Source organism: Ralstonia pickettii (genome assembly GCF_016466415.2).
Taxonomy (GTDB): domain Bacteria; phylum Pseudomonadota; class Gammaproteobacteria; order Burkholderiales; family Burkholderiaceae; genus Ralstonia; species Ralstonia pickettii.
The window spans coordinates 2,359,952-2,378,530 of record NZ_CP066771.1 but is presented as its reverse complement, the minus strand read 5'-3'; the positions used below and the strand labels follow the sequence as shown (position 1 = coordinate 2,378,530).

Here is an 18,579-nt window from a genome sequence, read left to right as displayed (position 1 = left end):
ATTCGGGTGGGTGCAGGCGCGGCTGAGAGTGCAGGACGCGCGTGCGCAGCGTGTGGCTTCTGGGCGGCGAACGTGTCGGCCGCCTACTGAATTCGGTCGGTGGCGGAGGTGGCGAAGTCGCGCCGAAGCGTCGGCGACTCGCCGGCCGGCGGAACAGGCAGGCCGAAGAACTGCCGCGCGTGAACGCAGTCCTGCGCGATGGCGTCCTTGAGCGCATCGAGCGAATCGTAGCGAGCCTCGTCGCGCAGCTTCTTCATGAATTCCACGCGGACCAGCTTGCCGTATACGCTGGCGTGGTAATCGAAGATATGCACTTCCAGCAGCACGCGGCCGGAGTCGTCCACCGTTGGTCGCACGCCAATGCTGGCGACGGCCGGCAGCGGTTTTTCGGCCAGCCCGTGCACCTGCACGACAAAGATGCCGGCGACTGCCGGCTTACGGTGCGAGATGCGCAGATTCAGCGTCGGGAAGCCGAGCGAGCGGCCGAGCTTTTGCCCGTGCACCACGTGCCCGCTGATGGCATAACCGTGACCGAGCAGGCGGCGGGCATGTTCGAGGTCGCCTGCGGCCAGCGCCTCGCGCACTGCCGAGCTGGAGATGCGGATGCCGGACTCCGACACCGAGCCCATCTGCTCGACCTCAAAGCCGAACTGCGCGCCGGCTGCCTGCAGGTAGGTGAAATCTCCGGCGCGCTTGGCGCCAAAGCGGAAGTCGTCGCCCACCAGCAGCCAGCGCGCGTGGAGACCATCCACCAGAACGTTGCGCACGAACTCGTCGGGCGTCTGCGCGGCGAAATGCGCGTTGAAATGCTCCACGACCACGCGGTCGACGCCCTGTCGGCGCAGGCTTTCCAGCTTGTCGCGCAGCAGGGCGATGCGGGTGGGCGCGCGGTCCGGCGTGAAGAATTCGCGCGGATGCGGCTCGAACGTCATGACCGTGAGCGGCAATCCGCGTGCGTCGGCCGCCGCGCGTGCGCGGGCCAGCAGAGACTGGTGCCCGCGGTGCACGCCGTCGAAGTTGCCGATGGTCAACGCGCAGGGCGCGCGACTTTCGGCGTTGGGCAGGCCGCGAAAGACTTTCACGAGAAGCGTCGGTGAAGGAGGGAAAAAGAAACTGTTTTCGTGCCGGATTGGCGCGGCAATTCGCAGAAATCCAGCAAAACGCACATTATATAAGGGATTGCCCCATCCCCGGCGCGCACGCGGATGGGTGTCGGGGTGTTGCACAATCGTCCGAACGGTGCGCCCGCGCGGTTCATGCTTGCGGCACAATCCGGTATCCAGTTTCTTCCCGACATCCCCTTGAACGCCTCGCTGCGCCTTTTCTTCGCCAAGTTCGGGCTTGCCAGCCGCGCGCCGCTTGAACTGGATGCCCGAGCCAAGCTGCTCGCTGCCGTGCATCGCGGGGCGCCCATGGGGATTGCCGCCTCGGTCGTCCTGCCTGCCTTGACGGTTGCCGCGTTCTGGGATGCCTCCAACCGGCCGGGGCTGTTGGGCTGGTGCCTGATCATGCTGTGCCTGACGGCGTCGGGCCTGCGCTTCTATTTCGGCTATCGCTACGACCTGACCCGCATGACGTTGGCCGCGCACACCCGCAAGTGGTGGACGGGCATGCACGTCATGTCGGCGGTGGGCGGGGTGGCGTGGGGCTGCTCGGCGGGGTTGTATCTGATGTCGCCGTCGCTGGAGTTCAGCAGCCTGCTGATGATCGTGATTATCGGTGTGGCGGCGGCGGCGGTGTTGTCGCAAGCACCGGTGCCGTCGAGCCTCCTGATCCTCGGAACGGGCATCCTGGCGCCACACTTTTTGCTGGCCGAGCAAGCGTTTCCGGGGCACGGGCTGTATTTGCGCGGCGTGCTGCTGTTCTTTGCGGCGCTGCTGACCCGGCATGCCGTCAACATCCATAACACGCTGGTGCGCGAAATCCAACTGGAGAACGAGAGCCGCCAGCTCGCGCGCCGCTACCAGGATGAAAAGCAGCGCGCGTTGTCGGCGTCGGAAGAAAAATCGCGCTTCCTGGCTGCGGCCAGCCACGACTTGCGTCAGCCGGTGCATGCAATTGTGCTGCTGGTGGAGGCGTTGCGGGCGCGCAACCAGTCGGAATCCTTGGCGCCATTGGTGGAGCAACTCGCCTCGGGCGCCGCGACGATCGATCTGCTGTTCCGCTCGCTGCTGGACCTGTCCAAGCTGGAGAGCCGCAAGACCTCGCCGACGCTGGAGCCGGTGGATCTGGGCGAGGTGATCACCGAGGTGGTCCAGCAATTCATGCCGGATGCCCGCGCCAAGGGCCTGACGCTGACGGCGCGCATTCCGCCGCTGCCGGTATACGGGATGGCCGAGCCGGTGCTGCTGCGCCGGGCGCTGTTCAACCTGCTGCAGAACGCGCTGCGCTACACCGAGCGCGGTGGCGTGATGGTGGCGCTGCGCGTGCGCCAGAAGCATTTGCGGATCGAGGTGTGGGATACCGGTATCGGCATCGCGCCTGAGCATCAGAAAGACATTTTCTCGACCTACTACCAGGTCGAAAACCCAGAACGCGATCCGAGCCAGGGCTTGGGTTTGGGCCTGTCGATCTACAAGGAATGCGTGCGTCTGCTGCGCGGCACGTTCGGTGTGCGCTCGGTGCCGGGGCGCGGCTCGATGTTCTGGATGGCGCTACGGCCGGTGCCCGCCGAGATCAAGGCGCCGCTGGCCACGCAGCCGCGCGCCGAGCAAAAGCGCGCCGTGCTCGATCAGCCGCGATTCTCAGGCGTGGTACTGGTAGTGGACGACGACCCGCAGATCCGCAAGGCCTGGCACGCACTGCTCGAAGCGTGGGGCGTGGAAGTCCACAGTGCCGCCGATGGCCGCTCCGCCGAGCAACTGCTGGCGCGCGGCATCCGTCCGCAGATCATCTTCTGCGACTTGCGCCTGCCCGGCGAGGAGGACGGCCTGCAACTGCTTGAACGCTGGCAGGTTAGCCACCCCGATGCCCACGCCGTGCTGCTGACCGGCGATCGCAACTCCGCCGCCTTGGCGCGTGCCGAAGAAGCCGGCTATCTGCTGCTCGCCAAGCCCATGGACCCGAACATGCTGCGCGTGCTGCTCAAGCGCTGGCTGCGCGGCCGCTCAGCCGAGCCCCAGGTGGCCTACTGATACGGATGGGAATGTAAAACGGCGCCGTCGATGGCGGCGCCGGATTGAAGAGGCCAGACGCTCAGTTCAGGCCGCGCCCGTCAGGCGAAAACGCTCCATGCGCGAAATGATCTGGATGCGCGTGCGCACGCCCAGCCGCTGCAAAATCGCCGAGACGTGCTCTTTGACGGTGTTTTCCGTCAGGCCCAGCTGACGTGCGATCGACTTGTTCGGCAGACCTTCGAGCAGCAGCGCGAGCACCGAGCCCTGACGCGGCGTCAGTCCCAGTTCGGCCGGCGTGATGGGGATGCCGTGCGAAGCGCCGCCCTTGCCATTGATGCCGCCCATATCGTCTTCCGACGGGAAGGACGCATCGCCGCCAAAGATGCCGGCCACTGCCTTGGAGAACGCATGCGCATCGGCGTGCTTGCCGATGAAGCCGATGGCGCCCAGCGCTTGGGCCTTGGCGACGATTTCCGGCGTGTTTTCCGCCGACATGAAGGCAAAGCGCGCTTCAGGCAGTTTGCCGCGCAGCTCGCGCATGGCGTCGAAGCCTGTGCAGTCGGACAGCCACACGTCCAGCAGCACGACGTCCGGACGGACGCCTTCTTCGACCAGCGCAAGCGCCTGGCGACGGCCAATGGCCGCGTGCACCTGAACTTCAGGCAAGGCGTGTGCAAGAAACGTGGTCGTGCCAGACAAGGCGAGAGGGTGGTCGTCGACCACCAGCAGGCTACGCAGCGAGCTCGTCATTCTTATTCCCCGGTGAGAGCAGAGCCCTCTTGTTGTTGTACGCGTGTCGACCCGGCGCGGGCGATGGCCGACTGGCCGGGTTTATCACCCTGTGCCGATCGACCGTCACGGTATCGCCCGCACGATGTTGCAGCGCAGGATGAACGGACGTTTGATTTGCGTCGAATCATCGCGTGCTGCACACCCGACCCCTCGGGAGCGCGGACATTTATGGTGCTGAGATTATCAGAGCGCGCCAATGCACGCCAACGGTTGCCCCTTCCTTTTGCGGGTGCGACAAGGTTTTTGCCGGCACCCGTCGGCAAAATGCCACGGTGACTGCAAAAGCGCCCACGGCATGGCCTTGCAGCCGTCACACCCGATTTTCTCGGGGAACTGCGGCGCACTTGATAAAATGCCGCGATGAAAAACATCGTCATTCTCATTTCCGGACGCGGCTCCAATATGGAAGCCATTGTCCGCGCCTGTCAGGCCGAAGGTTGGTCGGGACGCATTGCCGCCGTCATTTCTAATCGGCCCGAAGCGGCGGGACTTAAATTTGCCGCTTCGCACGGCATTGCTACCGCGGTGGTCGATCACAAGGCCTTCCCCGATCGCGACAGCTTCGACGCCGCCCTTGCGCAGGTGATCGACGGCTTTTCGCCCGATCTGGTGGTGCTGGCCGGCTTCATGCGCATCCTTACGGCGGGCTTTGTCACGCGCTACGCCGGTCGCATGCTGAACATTCATCCTTCGCTGCTGCCGTGTTTCCCCGGCTTGCACACGCACGAGGCCGCGCTGGCCATGGGCGTGAAGGTGCATGGCGCGACGGTGCACTTCGTCACCGCCGACCTGGATCACGGCCCGATCGTGCTGCAGGCCATCATTGACGTACGTCAGAGCGACACGCCGAACTCGCTGGCCGGGCGGCTGCTGGCACAGGAACACACGATTTACCCGCGTGCCGTGCGCTGGTTCGTGGAAGGGCGATTGTCGATCGAAGACGGCGTGGTGCGCGTCTCGCCGGATGAATCGCAGCTTGTCATTGGCGTCAACGCCCGGGAGGCAGCATGAGCCAGAATCGTCAGCGTTCGGGCGGCAATGGAAGCGGCGGCGGGTCGGGGAACAAGCGCGCGAGTTCGGGTGGCGGCGGCTGGTACCGGGCCCCGCAGGGCAAGCCTTCGCCCCGCAGCGCCCCGCGCCCGCGCACGGGCGTGCATGGCAGCCATCTGGAACACCTGGACAAGGTGCTTGCGCGCCTGCTGCACTTTGCGGCGCCCGCCGACATGGTGGTCAGCCAGTACTTCCGCGAGCATCACGAACTTGGCCACCGCGAGCGCGGCATCATCGCCGAAGCGGCCTTTGCCGTGCTGCGCCGCAAGGTGGAATTCGGCCAGTTTGCCGAGAGCGGCACTGGCCCGGCGCGTCGTCGCCTGGTGCTGCTGGGCTTGCTGCAGACCGCCGGGCGTGAGGCCATTGCCCCGTTCCTGAACCCCGTAGAAGCCGAATGGCTGGATCGCTGGGAAAACCGTGACCGCGCCGCGCTGGCGGCCCGCGTGCGCGCCAACCTGCCCGACTGGCTCTTCGACGCGCTGGTTGCCCAGCACGGGGCGGAGTTCACCGAAGCACTGGCGCAAGCATGGCTCACGCCGGCCCCGCTGGACTTGCGCGTGAACACGCTCAAGGGCGAACGCGACGCCGTACTCGCCACGCTTGCCGAAGCCGGTATTGAAGGCGTTGCGGCGCCGCTCTCGCCCGTGGGCATTCGCCTGGCCGGCAAGCCGGCGTTGAACAAGCTCGATATCTTCACCAACGGCACGGTCGAGGTGCAGGACGAAGGGAGCCAATTGCTCTGCCAATTGCTGGCACCCAAGCGCGGCGAGATGGTGGTCGACTTCTGCGCCGGTGCCGGCGGTAAGACCCTGGCGATTGGCGCGGCGATGCGCTCGACGGGGCGCCTGTATGCCTTCGACATATCGGAAAAGCGCTTGTCGAACCTGGGCCCGCGCCTCGCGCGCAGCGGGCTGTCGAACGTCCATCCGGGCCGCATCGACAGCGAGCACGATGCGAAGGTGAAGCGTCTTGCGGGCAAGATCGATCGCGTGCTGGTCGACGCGCCGTGCAGCGGCCTGGGCACGTTGCGCCGCAATCCGGACCTGAAGTGGCGCCAGTCGGCGCAGGCCGTGGAAGAAATGTCGGCCAAACAGCTGTCGATCCTGACATCGGCGGCGCGGCTGCTGAAGGCGGGTGGCCGCCTCGTCTACGCGACGTGCAGCGTCCTGGCGCGCGAGAACCAGCAGGTGGTTGAGCAGTTCCTGGCCGCGCATGAAGATTTCGTGCTCGTGCCCGCCGGTGAGGTGCTGGCCGCGCAGAAGATCGCGCTGGAAATGGGGCCTTACCTCGAGCTGTATCCGCACACGCATCAGACCGACGGCTTCTTCGCGGCCGTGCTGGAGCGCCGCGCATGATGGTGCGCCGCTTCGGTTGGCTGCTGGCCGCATGGCTGGCGTTGGCCGCAGGTGGCGTCGCCCTGGCCCGCAGCGCGCCGCCGGTGCAACCCGCCAAGGGCACGGTGCAGGCCGCGTTCACGCCCGATGACGACATCGAAGGATTGTTGGCCGATGCCATCGACCAGGCGCGTGAGCAGGTGCTGGTGCAGGCGTATCTGCTGTCGAACAAGGCGATTACGCGTGCACTGCTGGCGGCGCATCAGCGTGGCGTGGATGTGCGTGTGCTGGCTGACCGGGAGCAGATGACGCGCTCCGGCGGCAGCCGCGTGCCCGAGGTCGCCAACGCGGGCATCCCCGTCTGGCTGGAGGTGCGCTACAAGAATGCGCACAACAAGGTCATCGTGATCGACCCGCGCGGCGCGCATCCGGTGCTGGTCACGGGCAGCTTCAACTTTACGCAGACCGCACAGCGCGGCAACGCCGAGAACGTACTGATCGTGCGCGGCGACGCCGATCTCGCCCAGCGCTATGCCGCCAACTGGCAGAAGCATGTGGGTGACGCATTGCCCTATCGGACCCAGTAAGGGTTTGCAATAACCCGTCAACCCAATGAACGGATTGTCGTTGAACCTGAATCACATTGCGCTGGGCCACATGATCGACGACATCGTCCGCGATCTGGGTGGCCCGCGCTTTATCTGGCAACTGGGTGTGCTGATACTGGTGCTCGGTGCCGCCTGGCTGCTGGCGCGGCCGATCTCGCGGCGCCTGCATTCGGCGCACGTGAACGAGACCTTTGCCCTGCGTTTTGCCTGGTCCAGCCTGGAGCGGGCGATGTTCCCGCTGATCGGCTGGCTGCTCGTGGTGGGCGCGCGCTATGCGCTGGTTGGCACCATGCCGATCAGCGTGTTCCGACTGGCCGCGGTGCCGCTGTTTGGCCTGGCGATCCTGTATCTCGGCTTCTACGTGTTGCGCCGCGTGCTGTCGGCCAATGGCGAGCTGCACGGCATGCTCGTCCTGGCAGAGCGCGTTTTGACCACGTTGATGTGGATCGGCATGGTGCTCTACGTGCTGGGCGTGCTCGGCGATGTGGTGGATTACCTCGACGGCATCCGCTTTGCGCTGGGTGGCAAGCAGAAGGTGAGCCTGGCGGCCATGCTGATGGGCGTGGTGTGGATTCTCGTCACCGTGCTGGTGGCGATGTGGTTCGGCTCGTGGCTGGACAGCCGCATCACGCGTGCTTCGGCGATCGATGCCAACCTGAAGGTGGTGTTGTCGCGTGTGACCAAGGCGGTGCTGCTGCTGGTGTCGCTGCTGCTGAGCCTCTCGCTGGTGGGCATCGACCTGACGGTGCTGTCGGTGTTTGGCGGCGCGCTTGGCGTCGGCCTGGGTTTCGGCTTGCAAAAGATCGCCAGCAATTACGTTTCGGGCTTCATCATCCTGCTGGAGCGCTCGCTCAAGCTGGGCGATCAGATCACCGTCAGCACGTACACCGGCATCGTCACGCAGATCCGCACCCGCTACACCGTGGTGCGCAATGGCGACGGCGATACGCTCGTCCCGAACGAACTGATGGTCGCGCAGGCCGTACAGAACCACAACGAGCGCGGCACCGTGCGTGTGGCGGTGCGCGTGCAGGCGTCGTATGACGCTGATCCTGAAAGCGTGCTGGCGTTGCTGCTGCAATGTGCAGAGGGCATCCCGCGTGTTCTGCCCGAACCGGCGCCCGCCGCCTTCATGGCCCTGTTCGCCGACAGCGGCATCGAATATGAGCTTGGCGTCTGGATCGGCGATCCGCATAACGGCAAGCTGGGCGTGCAGTCCGACCTGAACCGCGCGATTTACCGTCGCTTCAAGGAAGCAGGCATCGATATCCCCTACCCGCAACGGGAAGTGCGTGTGCGCGGGGCGTCGGCGCTGCAACAGGGCATCCCGCGCACTTCGAGTGATGTAACAGCCCCATCCACGCCATCACTGTCGGACTAACACAGCTGCGAGCGGAACGCTGCCCGCTTGTCCGAGGTCAAAATGGCTGTTTTCCCGCATGGAATAGAGGGGGTGTTCGGTTAAAATGCCAAATGCTCCCACGAAGAAAAGACGGGCCGTCGCAAAGGCTTAGCCGTTGTGACAAAGGACCGCAAATACCTTGTATTGCGCTGGGGCGGAGATGATATGACCGGTAGCGGGAAGCTCGCCGATGTGATGCGCAAGCCGGGTACAAACACCCGAACCACCGCCAACACGACCCCATTGTCGTAACGCTACGACAGCGGGATAGCCTTAAGAGGCAGCAACATCCGGATCGAATGAAGGTCCAAAAGCTGCTTTGATTACCCTGAGTTGACCACGGAGAACACTTTGATCGACTCCTTTCTGACTTTCCTTGCCAACGGCACCCTCGATTGGGCCTGGTGGCAAATCCTGATTTTCACGCTGGTGATGACGCACATCACCATCGCCAGCGTCACGATTTTTCTGCACCGCTGCCAAGCGCACCGGGCGCTGGACGTGCATCCCATCGCTGGGCACTTCTTCCGTTTCTGGCTGTGGCTGACCACCGGCATGGTCACCAAGGAATGGACCGCCATTCACCGCAAGCACCACGCCAAGTGCGAAACCGAAGAGGATCCGCACAGCCCGCAGACCCGAGGCATCCGCAAGGTGCTGATGGAAGGCGCGGAGCTATATCGCGCTGAGGCCAAGAACAAGGAAACGATCCAGAAGTTCGGCCACGGTACGCCGGACGATTGGGTCGAGAAGAACGTGTACTCGAAGTTCACGTGGCAAGGCGTCGGTTTGATGCTGATCCTCGACGTGCTGATGTTCGGCGCGCTAGGCCTGACGGTGTGGGCAGTGCAGATGCTGTGGATCCCGATCCACGCTGCCGGCATCATCAACGGCCTGGGCCACTTCTGGGGCTACCGCAACTTCGATTGCGAAGACGCTTCGACCAACGTGTCGCCGTGGGGCATCATCATCGGCGGCGAAGAGCTGCACAACAACCACCACACGTACGCCACCTCGGCCAAGTTCTCGGTCAAGTGGTACGAGTTCGACATCGGCTGGGGCTACATCCGCGCGCTCGAAATCGTCGGTTTGGCGAAGGTCAAGAAGGTGGCGCCCAAGGCCCGCTTTGGCGACGTGAAGCCGGTCGACCAGAACACGCTGGAAGCCATCATCGCCAACCGCTACGACGTGATGGCGCGCTACGCCAAGACGGTCAAGGCGGCCTATCGCCAGGAGCTGGCCAAGCTGAAGGATTCGCGCGCTGTCGAGTACCGCGCACTCAAGCCGGCCCGCAAGTGGTTCCACCGCGACGAGACCAAGCTGGGCGCGCCGCAGCGCGAGCAGCTCTCGCAAATCGTGTCGGACCATTCGGCGCTGCACACCTTCGTCGAGATGCGCCGCGAGCTGGGTGCGCTGTGGGGCCGTTCGAATGCCACGCGCGAGCAGTTGCTGCATCAACTGCAAGAGTGGTGCAAGCGTGCTGAGGAAAGCGGCATCCACGCGCTGCAGGAATTTGCTGTGCGCCTGCGCCGCTACGCCTGAGTTTCTTGTTTCATAGGTGAAGCCCCGCTCCGCAGCGGGGCTTTTCTTTTGGGTAAACTGCCCCAACTGCCATTTTGAATACGCCGCGACAATGTATCGCGGTGCCAGTCCTCCTCACACGCCGTCCGTTTCATTGCAGCGCCAGCTTCTTGGCGCCTTCACAGCGCGAGCGGACGCGGAGACCACCATGGAAACCCACATCAAGACGGTTGAATTCGAGCGCCCGGATATGCTTTCCGATGCGCAATCCGGTGCAAGCTGCGTGGCCCACGCCTGGGCCAAGGTGCCGCCGGTGCTGTCGCGTGAGGAACGCGACGACCTGAAGGCCCGCATAAAGCGTCTGCTCAAGGAACGTGAGGCTGTGCTGGTCGCGCATTACTACGTTGACGCCGACCTGCAGGACCTGGCCGAGGAAACCGGTGGCTGCGTATCCGATTCGCTGGAAATGGCGCGCTTTGGCCGCGACCATTCGGCCAAGACATTGATCGTGGCGGGCGTGCGCTTCATGGGCGAGACTGCCAAGATCCTGAGTCCGGAGAAGACCGTGCTAATGCCGGATCTGGACGCCACCTGCTCGCTGGATCTGGGCTGCCCGCCGGATGAGTTTGCCGCCTTCTGCGATGCGCATCCGGATCGCACCGTGGTTGTCTACGCCAATACAAGCGCCGCCGTGAAGGCGCGTGCCGACTGGATGGTGACATCGTCGATCGGCTTGAAGATCGTGCAGCATCTGCATGCGCAGGGAAAGAAGATCCTGTGGGCACCCGATCGCCACCTCGGCAGCTACATTCAGAAGCAGACCGGCGCAGATATGCTGATGTGGCAGGGCTCGTGCCTCGTGCACGACGAGTTCAAGGGCGTGGAGCTTGACCTGCTGCGCGCTGAGCACCCGAACGCGAAGATCCTTGTGCATCCGGAATCGCCGGAATCGGTGGTGGCACAGGCTGATGTGGTGGGTTCGACTTCGCAGCTCATTGCGGCGGCCCAGTCGTTGTCGGCGCAGGAGTTCATCGTCGCGACCGACAACGGCATCCTGCACAAGATGCGCATGGCCGCCCCGGGCAAGCGCTTCATCGAGGCGCCGACCGCCGGGAACGCTGCCACCTGCAAGAGCTGCGCGCATTGCCCCTGGATGGCGATGAACGCGCTGACCAATCTGGCTGAGGTGCTGGAAACCGGTCGCAACGAGATCCACGTCGATCCGGCCATCGGGCGGCAAGCCGTGGTCTGCATCGACCGCATGCTGGACTTTGCCGCGCGCGAGAAAGCCGCGGTTCGCCCGCAAGGCGACCTGGCCGCCAACGCACAACTCTTTCAAGGAATCGGCCCGGCATGACGGCAGCACAGATGAACACGACGCGTCTCGCCCCCGGGGCTGAGTCAATTTTCGATAGCTTTGGCCCGGCACTGCGCGAGGCGTTGTCTGCCAACGTGGCCACAGCCATTGCCGAGGACGTTGGCACGGGCGACCGCACTGGCTTGCTGATCCCCGCCGATCGCCATGCGCGCGCGCGCGTGATCGTGCGCGAGCATGCCGTGCTCTGTGGCACGCCCTGGTTTGACGCCTGCATGCGCGCCGTTGACTCGACGTTGCGCGTCACGTGGCGCCAGCACGAAGGCGATCGCATAGCACCCGATTCCGTGGTGTGCGAGATCGAAGGCCCGGCGCGTTCGCTGCTGACGGCGGAACGCCCGTCGTTGAACTTCCTGCAGTTGCTGTCCGGTGTGGCGACGGCGACTTCGCGTTACGCCGCAGCCGTCGAAGGCACGCGCGCCCGCGTGCTCGACACACGTAAGACGCTGCCGGGCCTGCGCCTGGCGCAGAAGTACGCCGTGCGGATCGGTGGCGGCGAGAATCAGCGCCTGGCCTTGTACGACGGCATCCTGATCAAGGAAAACCATATCGCTGCGGCAGGTGGCGTGACGGCGGCCCTGCGTGCGGCGCAGGCGTTGAATGCCGGTGTGACGATCCAGATCGAGGTGGAAACGCTCGCGCAGCTGGATGAAGCACTGGCGGCAGGTGCCACCTCCGTGCTGCTCGACAACTTCGAACCGCCCGCGATGCGCGAGGCTGTGCGCGTAACGGCGGGCAGGGCGCTGCTCGAGGTGTCTGGCGGCGTCAACATCGAGACGATCCGCACCTTTGCCGAGACCGGCGTGGACCGCATCTCCGTCGGCGCGCTCACGAAGGACGTGCGCGCAACCGACTTCTCTTTGCGGATCGTCGACTAAGGCTAAGTCAGCGTTTCCGGGCGATCTGCCGATGGGTCGGCTGCATGACCGTCGGCAGTGCCTTGGGTAGCGTTTCGGGGTAGTCGCGCGAGAAATGCAGGCCGCGGCTCTCATGCCGTGATAGCGCACTGTCGACGATCAGCGAGGCGGCCTCGACGAGGTTACGCAACTCCAGCAGATCGTGGCTCACGCGGAAGTTGGCGTAGTACTCCGTAATCTCTTCGCGCAACAGCGCAATGCGGTGCTGCGCCCGCTCCAGCCGCTTGTTCGTGCGCACGATGCCGACGTAGTTCCACATCATGCGACGCAGTTCGTCCCAGTTGTGCGAGACGACGACTTCCTCATCGGGGTCGGTCACGCGGCTCTCATCCCATGCGGGAATCTGCACCGATGTGGAGTCCGAGGGCGGTTGCGCGAGGATGTCTTCCGCCGCGCCACGCCCGATCACCATGCATTCCAGCAGCGAATTGCTCGCCAGCCGGTTGGCGCCGTGCAGGCCGGTGTATGCAGTCTCGCCAACGGCGTACAGGCCAGCGATATCCGTGCGCCCGAGGTGGTCCGTCACCACACCGCCGCACGTGTAGTGCGCCGCCGGCACGACCGGAATCGGTTGGCGCGTGATGTCGATGCCCAGCTCCAGGCAGCGCGCCATGATGGTCGGGAAATGCTCCTTGAGGAACGCAGGGCTCTGATGGCTGATGTCCAGATAGACGCAATCCAGGCCACGCTTCTTCATCTCGAAGTCGATGGCGCGGGCGACGATATCGCGCGGCGCCAGTTCGGCGCGCTCGTCGTGCGCGGGCATGAAACGCGTGCCGTCGGGCAGGATCAGCTTGCCGCCTTCACCGCGCACGGCCTCGGTAATCAGAAACGATTTCGCGAACGGGTGGTACAGGCACGTGGGATGGAACTGGATGAACTCCATGTTCGCCACGCGGCAGCCCGCTCGCCAGGCCATGGCAATACCGTCGCCGCTGGCCGTGTCCGGATTCGTCGTGTAGAGATAGACCTTACCCGCGCCGCCCGTGGCCATCACGGTTTGGCTGGCGGTAATCGTCTTGACATGGCCCGATGCAATGTCGAGCGCGTAGAGGCCATGGCAGCGCATGCCCGGACGACCGAGCTTCGCGTCGGTAATCAGGTCGATCGCGAAGTGGTCTTCCAGCAGCGTGATGTTCGGGTGATTGCGCACCTTCTCAACCAGCGTCGTGACCACAGCATGGCCCGTGGCATCGGCGGCATGGATGATGCGTCGATGGCGGTGGCCGCCCTCGCGCGTTAGGTGGAAGCCGAGTTCAGCCTGCTCGTCGCGCGTGAAAGGCACGCCATGGCCAATCAGCCATTCAATGGCCGAGCGCCCGTTTTCGACGATGTAACGGGTAGCCGCTTCATCGCACAATCCAGCCCCAGCGATGAGCGTGTCGTCGACGTGCTCATCGTGGCTGTCGCCCGAATCGAGCACGGCGGCAATGCCGCCCTGCGCCCAATCGCTGGCGCCTTCCGGCAGGCTGCGTTTGCTGATGACAACCACGCGGCGGTGATCGGCTAGGTGCAGGGCGACGGTCAGGCCCGCCAAGCCGCTGCCAACAACGGCAACATCGAAATTCATGGAAGACGCGGAACGCGGTTCAGACGCAACTGGTGAGTAACACAGTCGCGTGTCAATCGGAAAGAAGAGCAGTGTACACCGCAGCATGCGCCAAACCGCAGGCAACAAAAAACCCGCTTGAAAGCGGGTTTTTGCTGTCGATCATGCCGACGGAAACAAGATATGCAATCCGCGAGGATCACTTGATCTTGGTTTCCTTGTAAGCGACGTGCTTGCGGGCGACGGGATCGAACTTCATGATCTCCATCTTTTCCGGCTTGGTGCGCTTGTTCTTGGTGGTCGTGTAGAAATGACCCGTACCTGCGGTCGATTCCAGCTTGATCTTGTCGCGTCCGCCTTTGCTGGCCATGTTTAACTCCTAATTAGACTTCGCCGCGTGCGCGCAGGTCCACGAGCACTTCGTCGATGCCTTTTTTATCGATCAGGCGCAGACCAGCGTTCGAGACGCGCAGGCTGACCCAGCGGTTTTCGGATTCGACCCAGAAGCGGCGATTCTGCAGGTTCGGCAGAAAACGGCGCTTGGTCTTGTTGTTTGCGTGGGAAACGTTATTGCCGACCATCGGCGCTTTCCCGGTCACTTGACAGACGCGTGCCATGGAGCACTCCTAACTAAATTCGTTGGCTACAGTTTGCGACCGGGCGCTGGGACCAAAACCAAGCGCAGCGCCACTGTAGAGGTGGGACTTCAGCGAAACGCGGATTATACACACAAAACCGCTGACAAATCAACGAGATCGATGGATTGCCGTTGGGCCCCGTGCGATGCGGCATCGGCACTACATTTTGCCGTGTTCGAGAAAGCCGTAGACGTGGTTGCGGCCGACGATCATGTGATCAAGGACGATCACGTCGAGCATGGCCAGCGCGCGGCGCAGCTCGCGGGTGAGGATGACGTCGGATTCGCTGGGTTCGGTGTTGCCGGTGGGGTGGTTGTGGGCCAGGATCACGGCGGCTGCATTGTGATGTAGCGCGCGCTTGGCGATCTCACGCGGGTAGACGCGTGCTTCGGTCAGGGTGCCGCGGAAGAGTTCTTCCCAAGCGATCAGGCGGTGCCGTACATCTAGAAAGAAGCAGGCGAACACTTCGTGTGGGCGGTGGCCGAGTGTCAGGCGCAAGAAATTCTTCACGCTTTGTGGCGAGTCAAAGGTCTGGCCGTGGGTGAAGTCTTCTTTGAGGGCGCGTCGCGCAACTTCCAGTAGGGCGTGCAGTTGCGCGTATTTGGCGGGGCCCATACCGTTGATTGACGAGAACTCTTGTTGTGACGCGTGACATAGCCGGGCGAGCGACCCAAAGTGGGTGAGTAATTCCCGGGCGAGGTCGACGGCGCTTTTGCCCGGCATCCCCACGCGCAGAAAGATGGCCAGCAGTTCCGCATCGGAGAGGGCGGCGGGGCCGTGGGCGAGCAGTTTTTCACGCGGCCGCTCATGGGCGGGCCAGTCGATGATTGCCATAGGTTGGGATACGCGGAGGAAAGGCCCTGCAAGCGGGAGTGCGTCGCGCGTCGCGCCTGCGGCCGCGCAAAGGGCTGACGTACAATAGCGGGTTACTTTTTGGTCAAGCAGGTTGAGCGTGCAAAATTTGGTGAACGAGGCGTCCGCGGCGACGCCAAGCGGCGCAGGCAAGGTGGTCGGCCCGGATTCCTTTCTGACGCTGCACTACCGCATCGCGCTGGAAAACGACACGGACATCGTCACCACCTTCGACGACAAGCCGGCAACGCTGCTGCTCGGCCAAGGGCAGATGGCGCCCACGCTGGAGCAGGCACTGCTCGGTATGCGCGAAGGCGAGCGCACGACGTTCCGCCTGGCTCCCGAGCACGCGTTCGGCCCCCGCAATCCTGAACTGCTGCAGCGGGTGTCGCTGGCCACGCTGCGCGAAAACTCGTCGTTCGAAGAGGATTACCAGCCGGGCGACCTGGTTGAGTTCAATGCGCCGAGCGGCGGCAAATATGCCGGTGTGCTCAAGGAAGTGGGCGAGACCTCGGCACTGTTCGACTTCAACCACCCGCTGGCCGGCCAGACGATCGTGTTTGAAGTCCAGCTGATCGGCATCCTCTGATATGAGCAACGCTGTGAACGCCCCGCTCGATCCCATTGATCCTGTCACCCAGGCCGACGCCGAGGTTTTGCTGGCGCAGCCGCGCGGTTTCTGCGCCGGCGTGGATCGCGCCATCGAGATCGTCGAGCGCGCGCTGGAGTTGTTCGGCGCGCCGATTTACGTTCGTCACGAGATCGTGCACAACGCCTATGTGGTTGGCGATCTGCGCAACAAGGGCGCGGTGTTCGTGCAGGAACTCGACGACGTGCCGGTGGGTGGCACGGTCATTTTCAGTGCGCACGGTGTGTCGCGGGCGGTGCGTGAGGCGGCGGAGGCGCGCGGCTTGCGCGTGTTCGATGCGACCTGCCCGCTGGTGACCAAGGTGCACGTGGAAGTCTCGAAGATGCGTGCGCAGGGTTTCGAGATCATCATGATTGGGCACAAGGGCCATCCCGAGGTGGAAGGCACCATGGGGCAGGCCAACGACGGCATGCTGCTGGTTGAGTCTGTCGATGAAGTTGCGCATCTCGAGGTGAAAGACTCGACGCGTCTGGCCTACGTGACGCAGACCACGCTGTCGGTGGATGAGACCCAGGAAATCGTGGCGGCCATCAAGGCACGCTTTCCGGCGGTGCACGAGCCGAAGAAGCAGGACATCTGCTACGCGACGCAGAATCGGCAAGACGCTGTGAAGTTCATGGCACCGCAAGTGGAAGTGGTGATCGTAGTCGGCAGCCCGAACAGCTCGAACTCGAATCGCCTGCGCGAGTTGGCCGAAAAGCTTGGAGTGCCTGCCTATATGGTGGATACGCCTGAACAGGTCAAACCTGAATGGGTAGCCGGCAAGCGTCGCGTGGGCCTGACCGCCGGTGCGTCGGCTCCCGAGGAGTTGGCGCAATCGATCGTCGATCGGCTCAAGGCGCTGGGCGCCCGCACCGTGCGTCCGCTCGACGGCATTCAGGAAAACATGTCCTTCCCCCTTCCGAGGGGGCTTCAAATGAATTGAATCCCTTTATGTAAATGCCCACTTAAAAGCGCACAAAAACGGTGCGCCCTAATGCGGTGCATAAAGCGCTTTTGAGGAATCGACGGCTACTTCTCCGGGAGTGGCCGTATTGTTTTGTGCGTCGCAAAAACCTCGTCAATACCGGCGAAGCCTTGATTTGCCGTGGCAATTGCCCGCCGAGCCGCATGAATAGGGGGTTTCCCCTACTCTGGCACGCTTCTTGATTAGCCTATGCGCCGTTCGCGAATGCCTGCGCGAAATGACGCCTGTTTGGGCATTGGGGAAAGCCCGTAAAGCGGCGTAGTTACTGCAAAAATCGTTGTTGCGACGCGTATTGCATCCGCAATAAAAGGGGATACAATTCGCGCGTTTCAAATTGAAACAATCGGCGCGGGGGGAGCGGCCGGGAGGCAGGACGCTCTTCTTGCTCTTGCGAGATCTAGGAGATCACTCATGCAAATTAAGTTTGCCAAAGTTCTGCCGCTTGCGGCTGCCGTGGCACTCGTAGCAGCTTGCGGTAAGAACGAGGAAAAGCCCGCAAACCAAGCTGCTGCACCTGCAGCAACGTCGGCTCCGGCGGCGGCTGCCGGCGGCGAGACCGTCGTCAAGATTGGTCACGCGGCTCCGCTCACGGGCGGTATTGCTCACCTTGGCAAAGACAACGAAAACGGTGCACGTCTGGCCGTTGAAGAAGCCAACAAGGAAGGCCTGACCATCGACGGCAAGAAGATCAAGCTGGAACTGGTCGGTGAAGACGATGCAGGCGACCCGAAGACGGGCACCGCCGTGGCGCAGAAGCTGGTTGACGAGCACGTTGTTGCCGTTGTCGGCCACCTGAACTCGGGCGTTTCGATCCCGGCCTCGAAGATCTACAGCGATGCAGGCATCGTGCAGATCTCGCCGTCGTCGACGAACCCCGACTACACCAAGCAAGGCTTCAAGACGACCTACCGCGTGGTGGCCACCGACGCGCAGCAAGGCCCGGCACTGGCAAACTACGCCGCCAAGACCCTGGGCGCCAAGACCGTGGCAATTGTTGACGATGCCACCGCCTACGGTAAGGGCCTGGCTGACGAGTTCGAGAAGACCGCGAAGGCTGACGGCGTGAACGTCGTGGCGCGTGAGGCGACCAACGACAAGGCGACCGACTTCAAGGCCATTCTGACCAAGATCAAGGGCAAGAAGCCGGACGTGATCATGTACGGCGGCATGGACGCCACCGGCGGTCCGTTCGCCAAGCAAGCCAAGGAACTGGGCATCACGGCCAAGATCGTTGGCGGCGACGGCGTGTGTACCGACAAGGTGGCCGAACTGGCCGGCGACGCGATCGACAACATCGTCTGCTCGGAAGCAGGCCTGGCGCTGTCGAAGATGGAGAAGGGCGCGGACTTCGAGAAGAAGTACCAAGCGCGCTTCAACACGCCGGTGCAGATCTACGCACCGTTCACGTATGACGCCGTCAACGTGATCATCGATGCGATGAAGCGTGCCAACTCGACCGATCCGGCCAAGATCCTGGCTGCCATGCCGGCAACCAACTACAACGGCGTGATCGGCAACATCGCGTTCGACGACAAGGGTGACCTGAAGCAAGGCTCCATCACCCTGTACAACTACAAGGACAAGAAGAAGAGCGTTCTTGACGTTGTGAAGATGTAATCGAAGGGCTACCGCCCTGAAAACGGCACCGCGCCTACCCTAGCGGTGCCGTTTTTTATAGCCTCGCCAGTTACACAAGGCCCTCACCATGGGCGCGTTCGGCAGGCCGCTTACCAGCAACCTCACCTTACCCATCCGATTGATCGCATACCTTGCGGGCACGTCATCCCGTCGCCTACAACAAAGCAAGGC

17 protein-coding genes are annotated in these 18,579 nt (G+C 63.4%); 11 read left to right on the top strand and 6 right to left on the bottom strand.

Going from position 1 to position 18,579, the window contains the following annotated elements; genetic code table 11:
* Window positions 1–83 precede the first annotated feature (83 nt).
* Window positions 84–1,082, bottom strand: coding sequence for a bifunctional riboflavin kinase/FAD synthetase (locus tag RP6297_RS11215; protein ID WP_009241314.1), 999 nt, complete (start codon window positions 1,080–1,082; stop codon window positions 84–86).
* A 219-nt stretch (window positions 1,083–1,301) separates the two neighbouring features.
* On the opposite strand from RP6297_RS11215, the gene RP6297_RS11210 reads away from it, so the two are divergent.
* Window positions 1,302–3,134: an ATP-binding response regulator gene (locus RP6297_RS11210; RefSeq protein ID WP_037028801.1), complete on the top strand. Its 1,833-nt coding sequence runs from the start codon at window positions 1,302–1,304 to the stop codon at window positions 3,132–3,134.
* Between the two features lie 66 nt (window positions 3,135–3,200).
* Here the strand turns inward: RP6297_RS11210 and RP6297_RS11205 are convergent, their stop codons facing one another.
* Window positions 3,201–3,866: a response regulator transcription factor gene (locus tag RP6297_RS11205; protein WP_004631976.1), complete on the bottom strand. Its 666-nt coding sequence runs from the start codon at window positions 3,864–3,866 to the stop codon at window positions 3,201–3,203.
* 402 nt (window positions 3,867–4,268) lie between these two features.
* Here RP6297_RS11205 and purN point away from each other — a divergent pair, with 402 nt between their 5' ends.
* The 7 genes from purN to nadC all read left to right on the top strand — a co-directional run bounded on the left by purN (window position 4,269) and on the right by nadC (window position 12,076).
* Window positions 4,269–4,919 carry a phosphoribosylglycinamide formyltransferase gene (gene purN / locus RP6297_RS11200; RefSeq protein WP_009241312.1) on the top strand — a complete coding sequence of 217 codons (651 nt, stop codon included), beginning with the start codon at window positions 4,269–4,271 and terminating at the stop codon, window positions 4,917–4,919.
* Window positions 4,916–6,313: an RsmB/NOP family class I SAM-dependent RNA methyltransferase gene (locus RP6297_RS11195; RefSeq protein ID WP_009241311.1), complete on the top strand. Its 1,398-nt coding sequence runs from the start codon at window positions 4,916–4,918 to the stop codon at window positions 6,311–6,313. The genes purN and RP6297_RS11195 overlap by 4 nt, the downstream gene beginning before the upstream one ends.
* Window positions 6,310–6,879 (top strand): phospholipase D family nuclease, encoded by a 570-nt coding sequence (locus RP6297_RS11190; protein WP_009241310.1) that lies wholly within the window; start codon window positions 6,310–6,312, stop codon window positions 6,877–6,879. Before RP6297_RS11195 ends, RP6297_RS11190 begins: the two co-directional genes overlap by 4 nt.
* Before the next feature lie 25 nt (window positions 6,880–6,904).
* On the top strand, window positions 6,905–8,281 hold the full coding sequence (locus tag RP6297_RS11185) for a mechanosensitive ion channel family protein (RefSeq protein ID WP_009241309.1): 1,377 nt from the start codon (window positions 6,905–6,907) through the stop codon (window positions 8,279–8,281).
* A gap of 372 nt (window positions 8,282–8,653) precedes the next feature.
* Window positions 8,654–9,844 carry a DesA family fatty acid desaturase gene (locus RP6297_RS11180; RefSeq protein WP_009241308.1) on the top strand — a complete coding sequence of 397 codons (1,191 nt, stop codon included), beginning with the start codon at window positions 8,654–8,656 and terminating at the stop codon, window positions 9,842–9,844.
* A gap of 187 nt (window positions 9,845–10,031) precedes the next feature.
* The gene (gene nadA / locus RP6297_RS11175) at window positions 10,032–11,180 is read left to right on the top strand and encodes a quinolinate synthase NadA (protein ID WP_009241307.1); all 1,149 of its coding nucleotides are present in this window, start codon (window positions 10,032–10,034) and stop codon (window positions 11,178–11,180) included.
* The gene (gene nadC, locus RP6297_RS11170; RefSeq protein ID WP_009241306.1) at window positions 11,177–12,076 is read left to right on the top strand and encodes a carboxylating nicotinate-nucleotide diphosphorylase; all 900 of its coding nucleotides are present in this window, start codon (window positions 11,177–11,179) and stop codon (window positions 12,074–12,076) included. Before nadA ends, nadC begins: the two co-directional genes overlap by 4 nt.
* Window positions 12,077–12,083: 7 nt before the next feature.
* Here nadC and nadB read toward each other — a convergent pair whose 3' ends face one another.
* The 4 genes from nadB to radC all read right to left on the bottom strand — a co-directional run bounded on the left by nadB (window position 12,084) and on the right by radC (window position 15,136).
* On the bottom strand, window positions 12,084–13,685 hold the full coding sequence (nadB, locus tag RP6297_RS11165) for an L-aspartate oxidase (RefSeq protein ID WP_009241305.1): 1,602 nt from the start codon (window positions 13,683–13,685) through the stop codon (window positions 12,084–12,086).
* Window positions 13,686–13,863: 178 nt separating this feature from the next.
* A complete protein-coding gene (rpmG, locus tag RP6297_RS11160) occupies window positions 13,864–14,034 on the bottom strand; it encodes a 50S ribosomal protein L33 (RefSeq protein ID WP_003262397.1) in 171 nt (56 codons plus the stop codon).
* 13 nt (window positions 14,035–14,047) lie between these two features.
* Complete coding sequence (rpmB, locus tag RP6297_RS11155; protein ID WP_004631999.1) at window positions 14,048–14,281, bottom strand: 50S ribosomal protein L28; 234 nt, start codon at window positions 14,279–14,281, stop codon at window positions 14,048–14,050.
* Between the two features lie 180 nt (window positions 14,282–14,461).
* Window positions 14,462–15,136, bottom strand: a complete 675-nt coding sequence (gene radC / locus RP6297_RS11150) for a RadC family protein (protein ID WP_009241304.1) — start codon at window positions 15,134–15,136, stop codon at window positions 14,462–14,464.
* A 118-nt stretch (window positions 15,137–15,254) separates the two neighbouring features.
* On the opposite strand from radC, the gene RP6297_RS11145 reads away from it, so the two are divergent.
* The 3 genes from RP6297_RS11145 (at window position 15,255) to RP6297_RS11135 (ending at window position 18,387) form a co-directional block, all read left to right on the top strand.
* On the top strand, window positions 15,255–15,743 hold the full coding sequence (locus RP6297_RS11145) for an FKBP-type peptidyl-prolyl cis-trans isomerase (RefSeq protein WP_009241303.1): 489 nt from the start codon (window positions 15,255–15,257) through the stop codon (window positions 15,741–15,743).
* A 1-nt stretch (window position 15,744) separates the two neighbouring features.
* A complete protein-coding gene (gene ispH, locus RP6297_RS11140) occupies window positions 15,745–16,728 on the top strand; it encodes a 4-hydroxy-3-methylbut-2-enyl diphosphate reductase (protein WP_009241302.1) in 984 nt (327 codons plus the stop codon).
* Between the two features lie 453 nt (window positions 16,729–17,181).
* The gene (locus RP6297_RS11135) at window positions 17,182–18,387 is read left to right on the top strand and encodes a branched-chain amino acid ABC transporter substrate-binding protein (RefSeq protein WP_009241301.1); all 1,206 of its coding nucleotides are present in this window, start codon (window positions 17,182–17,184) and stop codon (window positions 18,385–18,387) included.
* Window positions 18,388–18,579 lie beyond the last annotated feature (192 nt).

Coding starts and splice junctions, on each gene's coding strand:
- nadA (WP_009241307.1), top strand. CDS start 10,032: ATGGAAACCCACATCAAGACGGTTGAATTCGAGCGCCCGGATATGCTT.
- RP6297_RS11190 (WP_009241310.1), top strand. CDS start 6,310: ATGATGGTGCGCCGCTTCGGTTGGCTGCTGGCCGCATGGCTGGCGTTG.
- radC (WP_009241304.1), bottom strand. CDS start 15,136: ATGGCAATCATCGACTGGCCCGCCCATGAGCGGCCGCGTGAAAAACTG.
- nadB (WP_009241305.1), bottom strand. CDS start 13,685: ATGAATTTCGATGTTGCCGTTGTTGGCAGCGGCTTGGCGGGCCTGACC.
- ispH (WP_009241302.1), top strand. CDS start 15,745: ATGAGCAACGCTGTGAACGCCCCGCTCGATCCCATTGATCCTGTCACC.
- RP6297_RS11185 (WP_009241309.1), top strand. CDS start 6,905: ATGAACGGATTGTCGTTGAACCTGAATCACATTGCGCTGGGCCACATG.
- purN (WP_009241312.1), top strand. CDS start 4,269: ATGAAAAACATCGTCATTCTCATTTCCGGACGCGGCTCCAATATGGAA.
- rpmG (WP_003262397.1), bottom strand. CDS start 14,034: ATGGCCAGCAAAGGCGGACGCGACAAGATCAAGCTGGAATCGACCGCA.
- rpmB (WP_004631999.1), bottom strand. CDS start 14,281: ATGGCACGCGTCTGTCAAGTGACCGGGAAAGCGCCGATGGTCGGCAAT.
- nadC (WP_009241306.1), top strand. CDS start 11,177: ATGACGGCAGCACAGATGAACACGACGCGTCTCGCCCCCGGGGCTGAG.
- RP6297_RS11195 (WP_009241311.1), top strand. CDS start 4,916: ATGAGCCAGAATCGTCAGCGTTCGGGCGGCAATGGAAGCGGCGGCGGG.
- RP6297_RS11205 (WP_004631976.1), bottom strand. CDS start 3,866: ATGACGAGCTCGCTGCGTAGCCTGCTGGTGGTCGACGACCACCCTCTC.
- RP6297_RS11135 (WP_009241301.1), top strand. CDS start 17,182: ATGCAAATTAAGTTTGCCAAAGTTCTGCCGCTTGCGGCTGCCGTGGCA.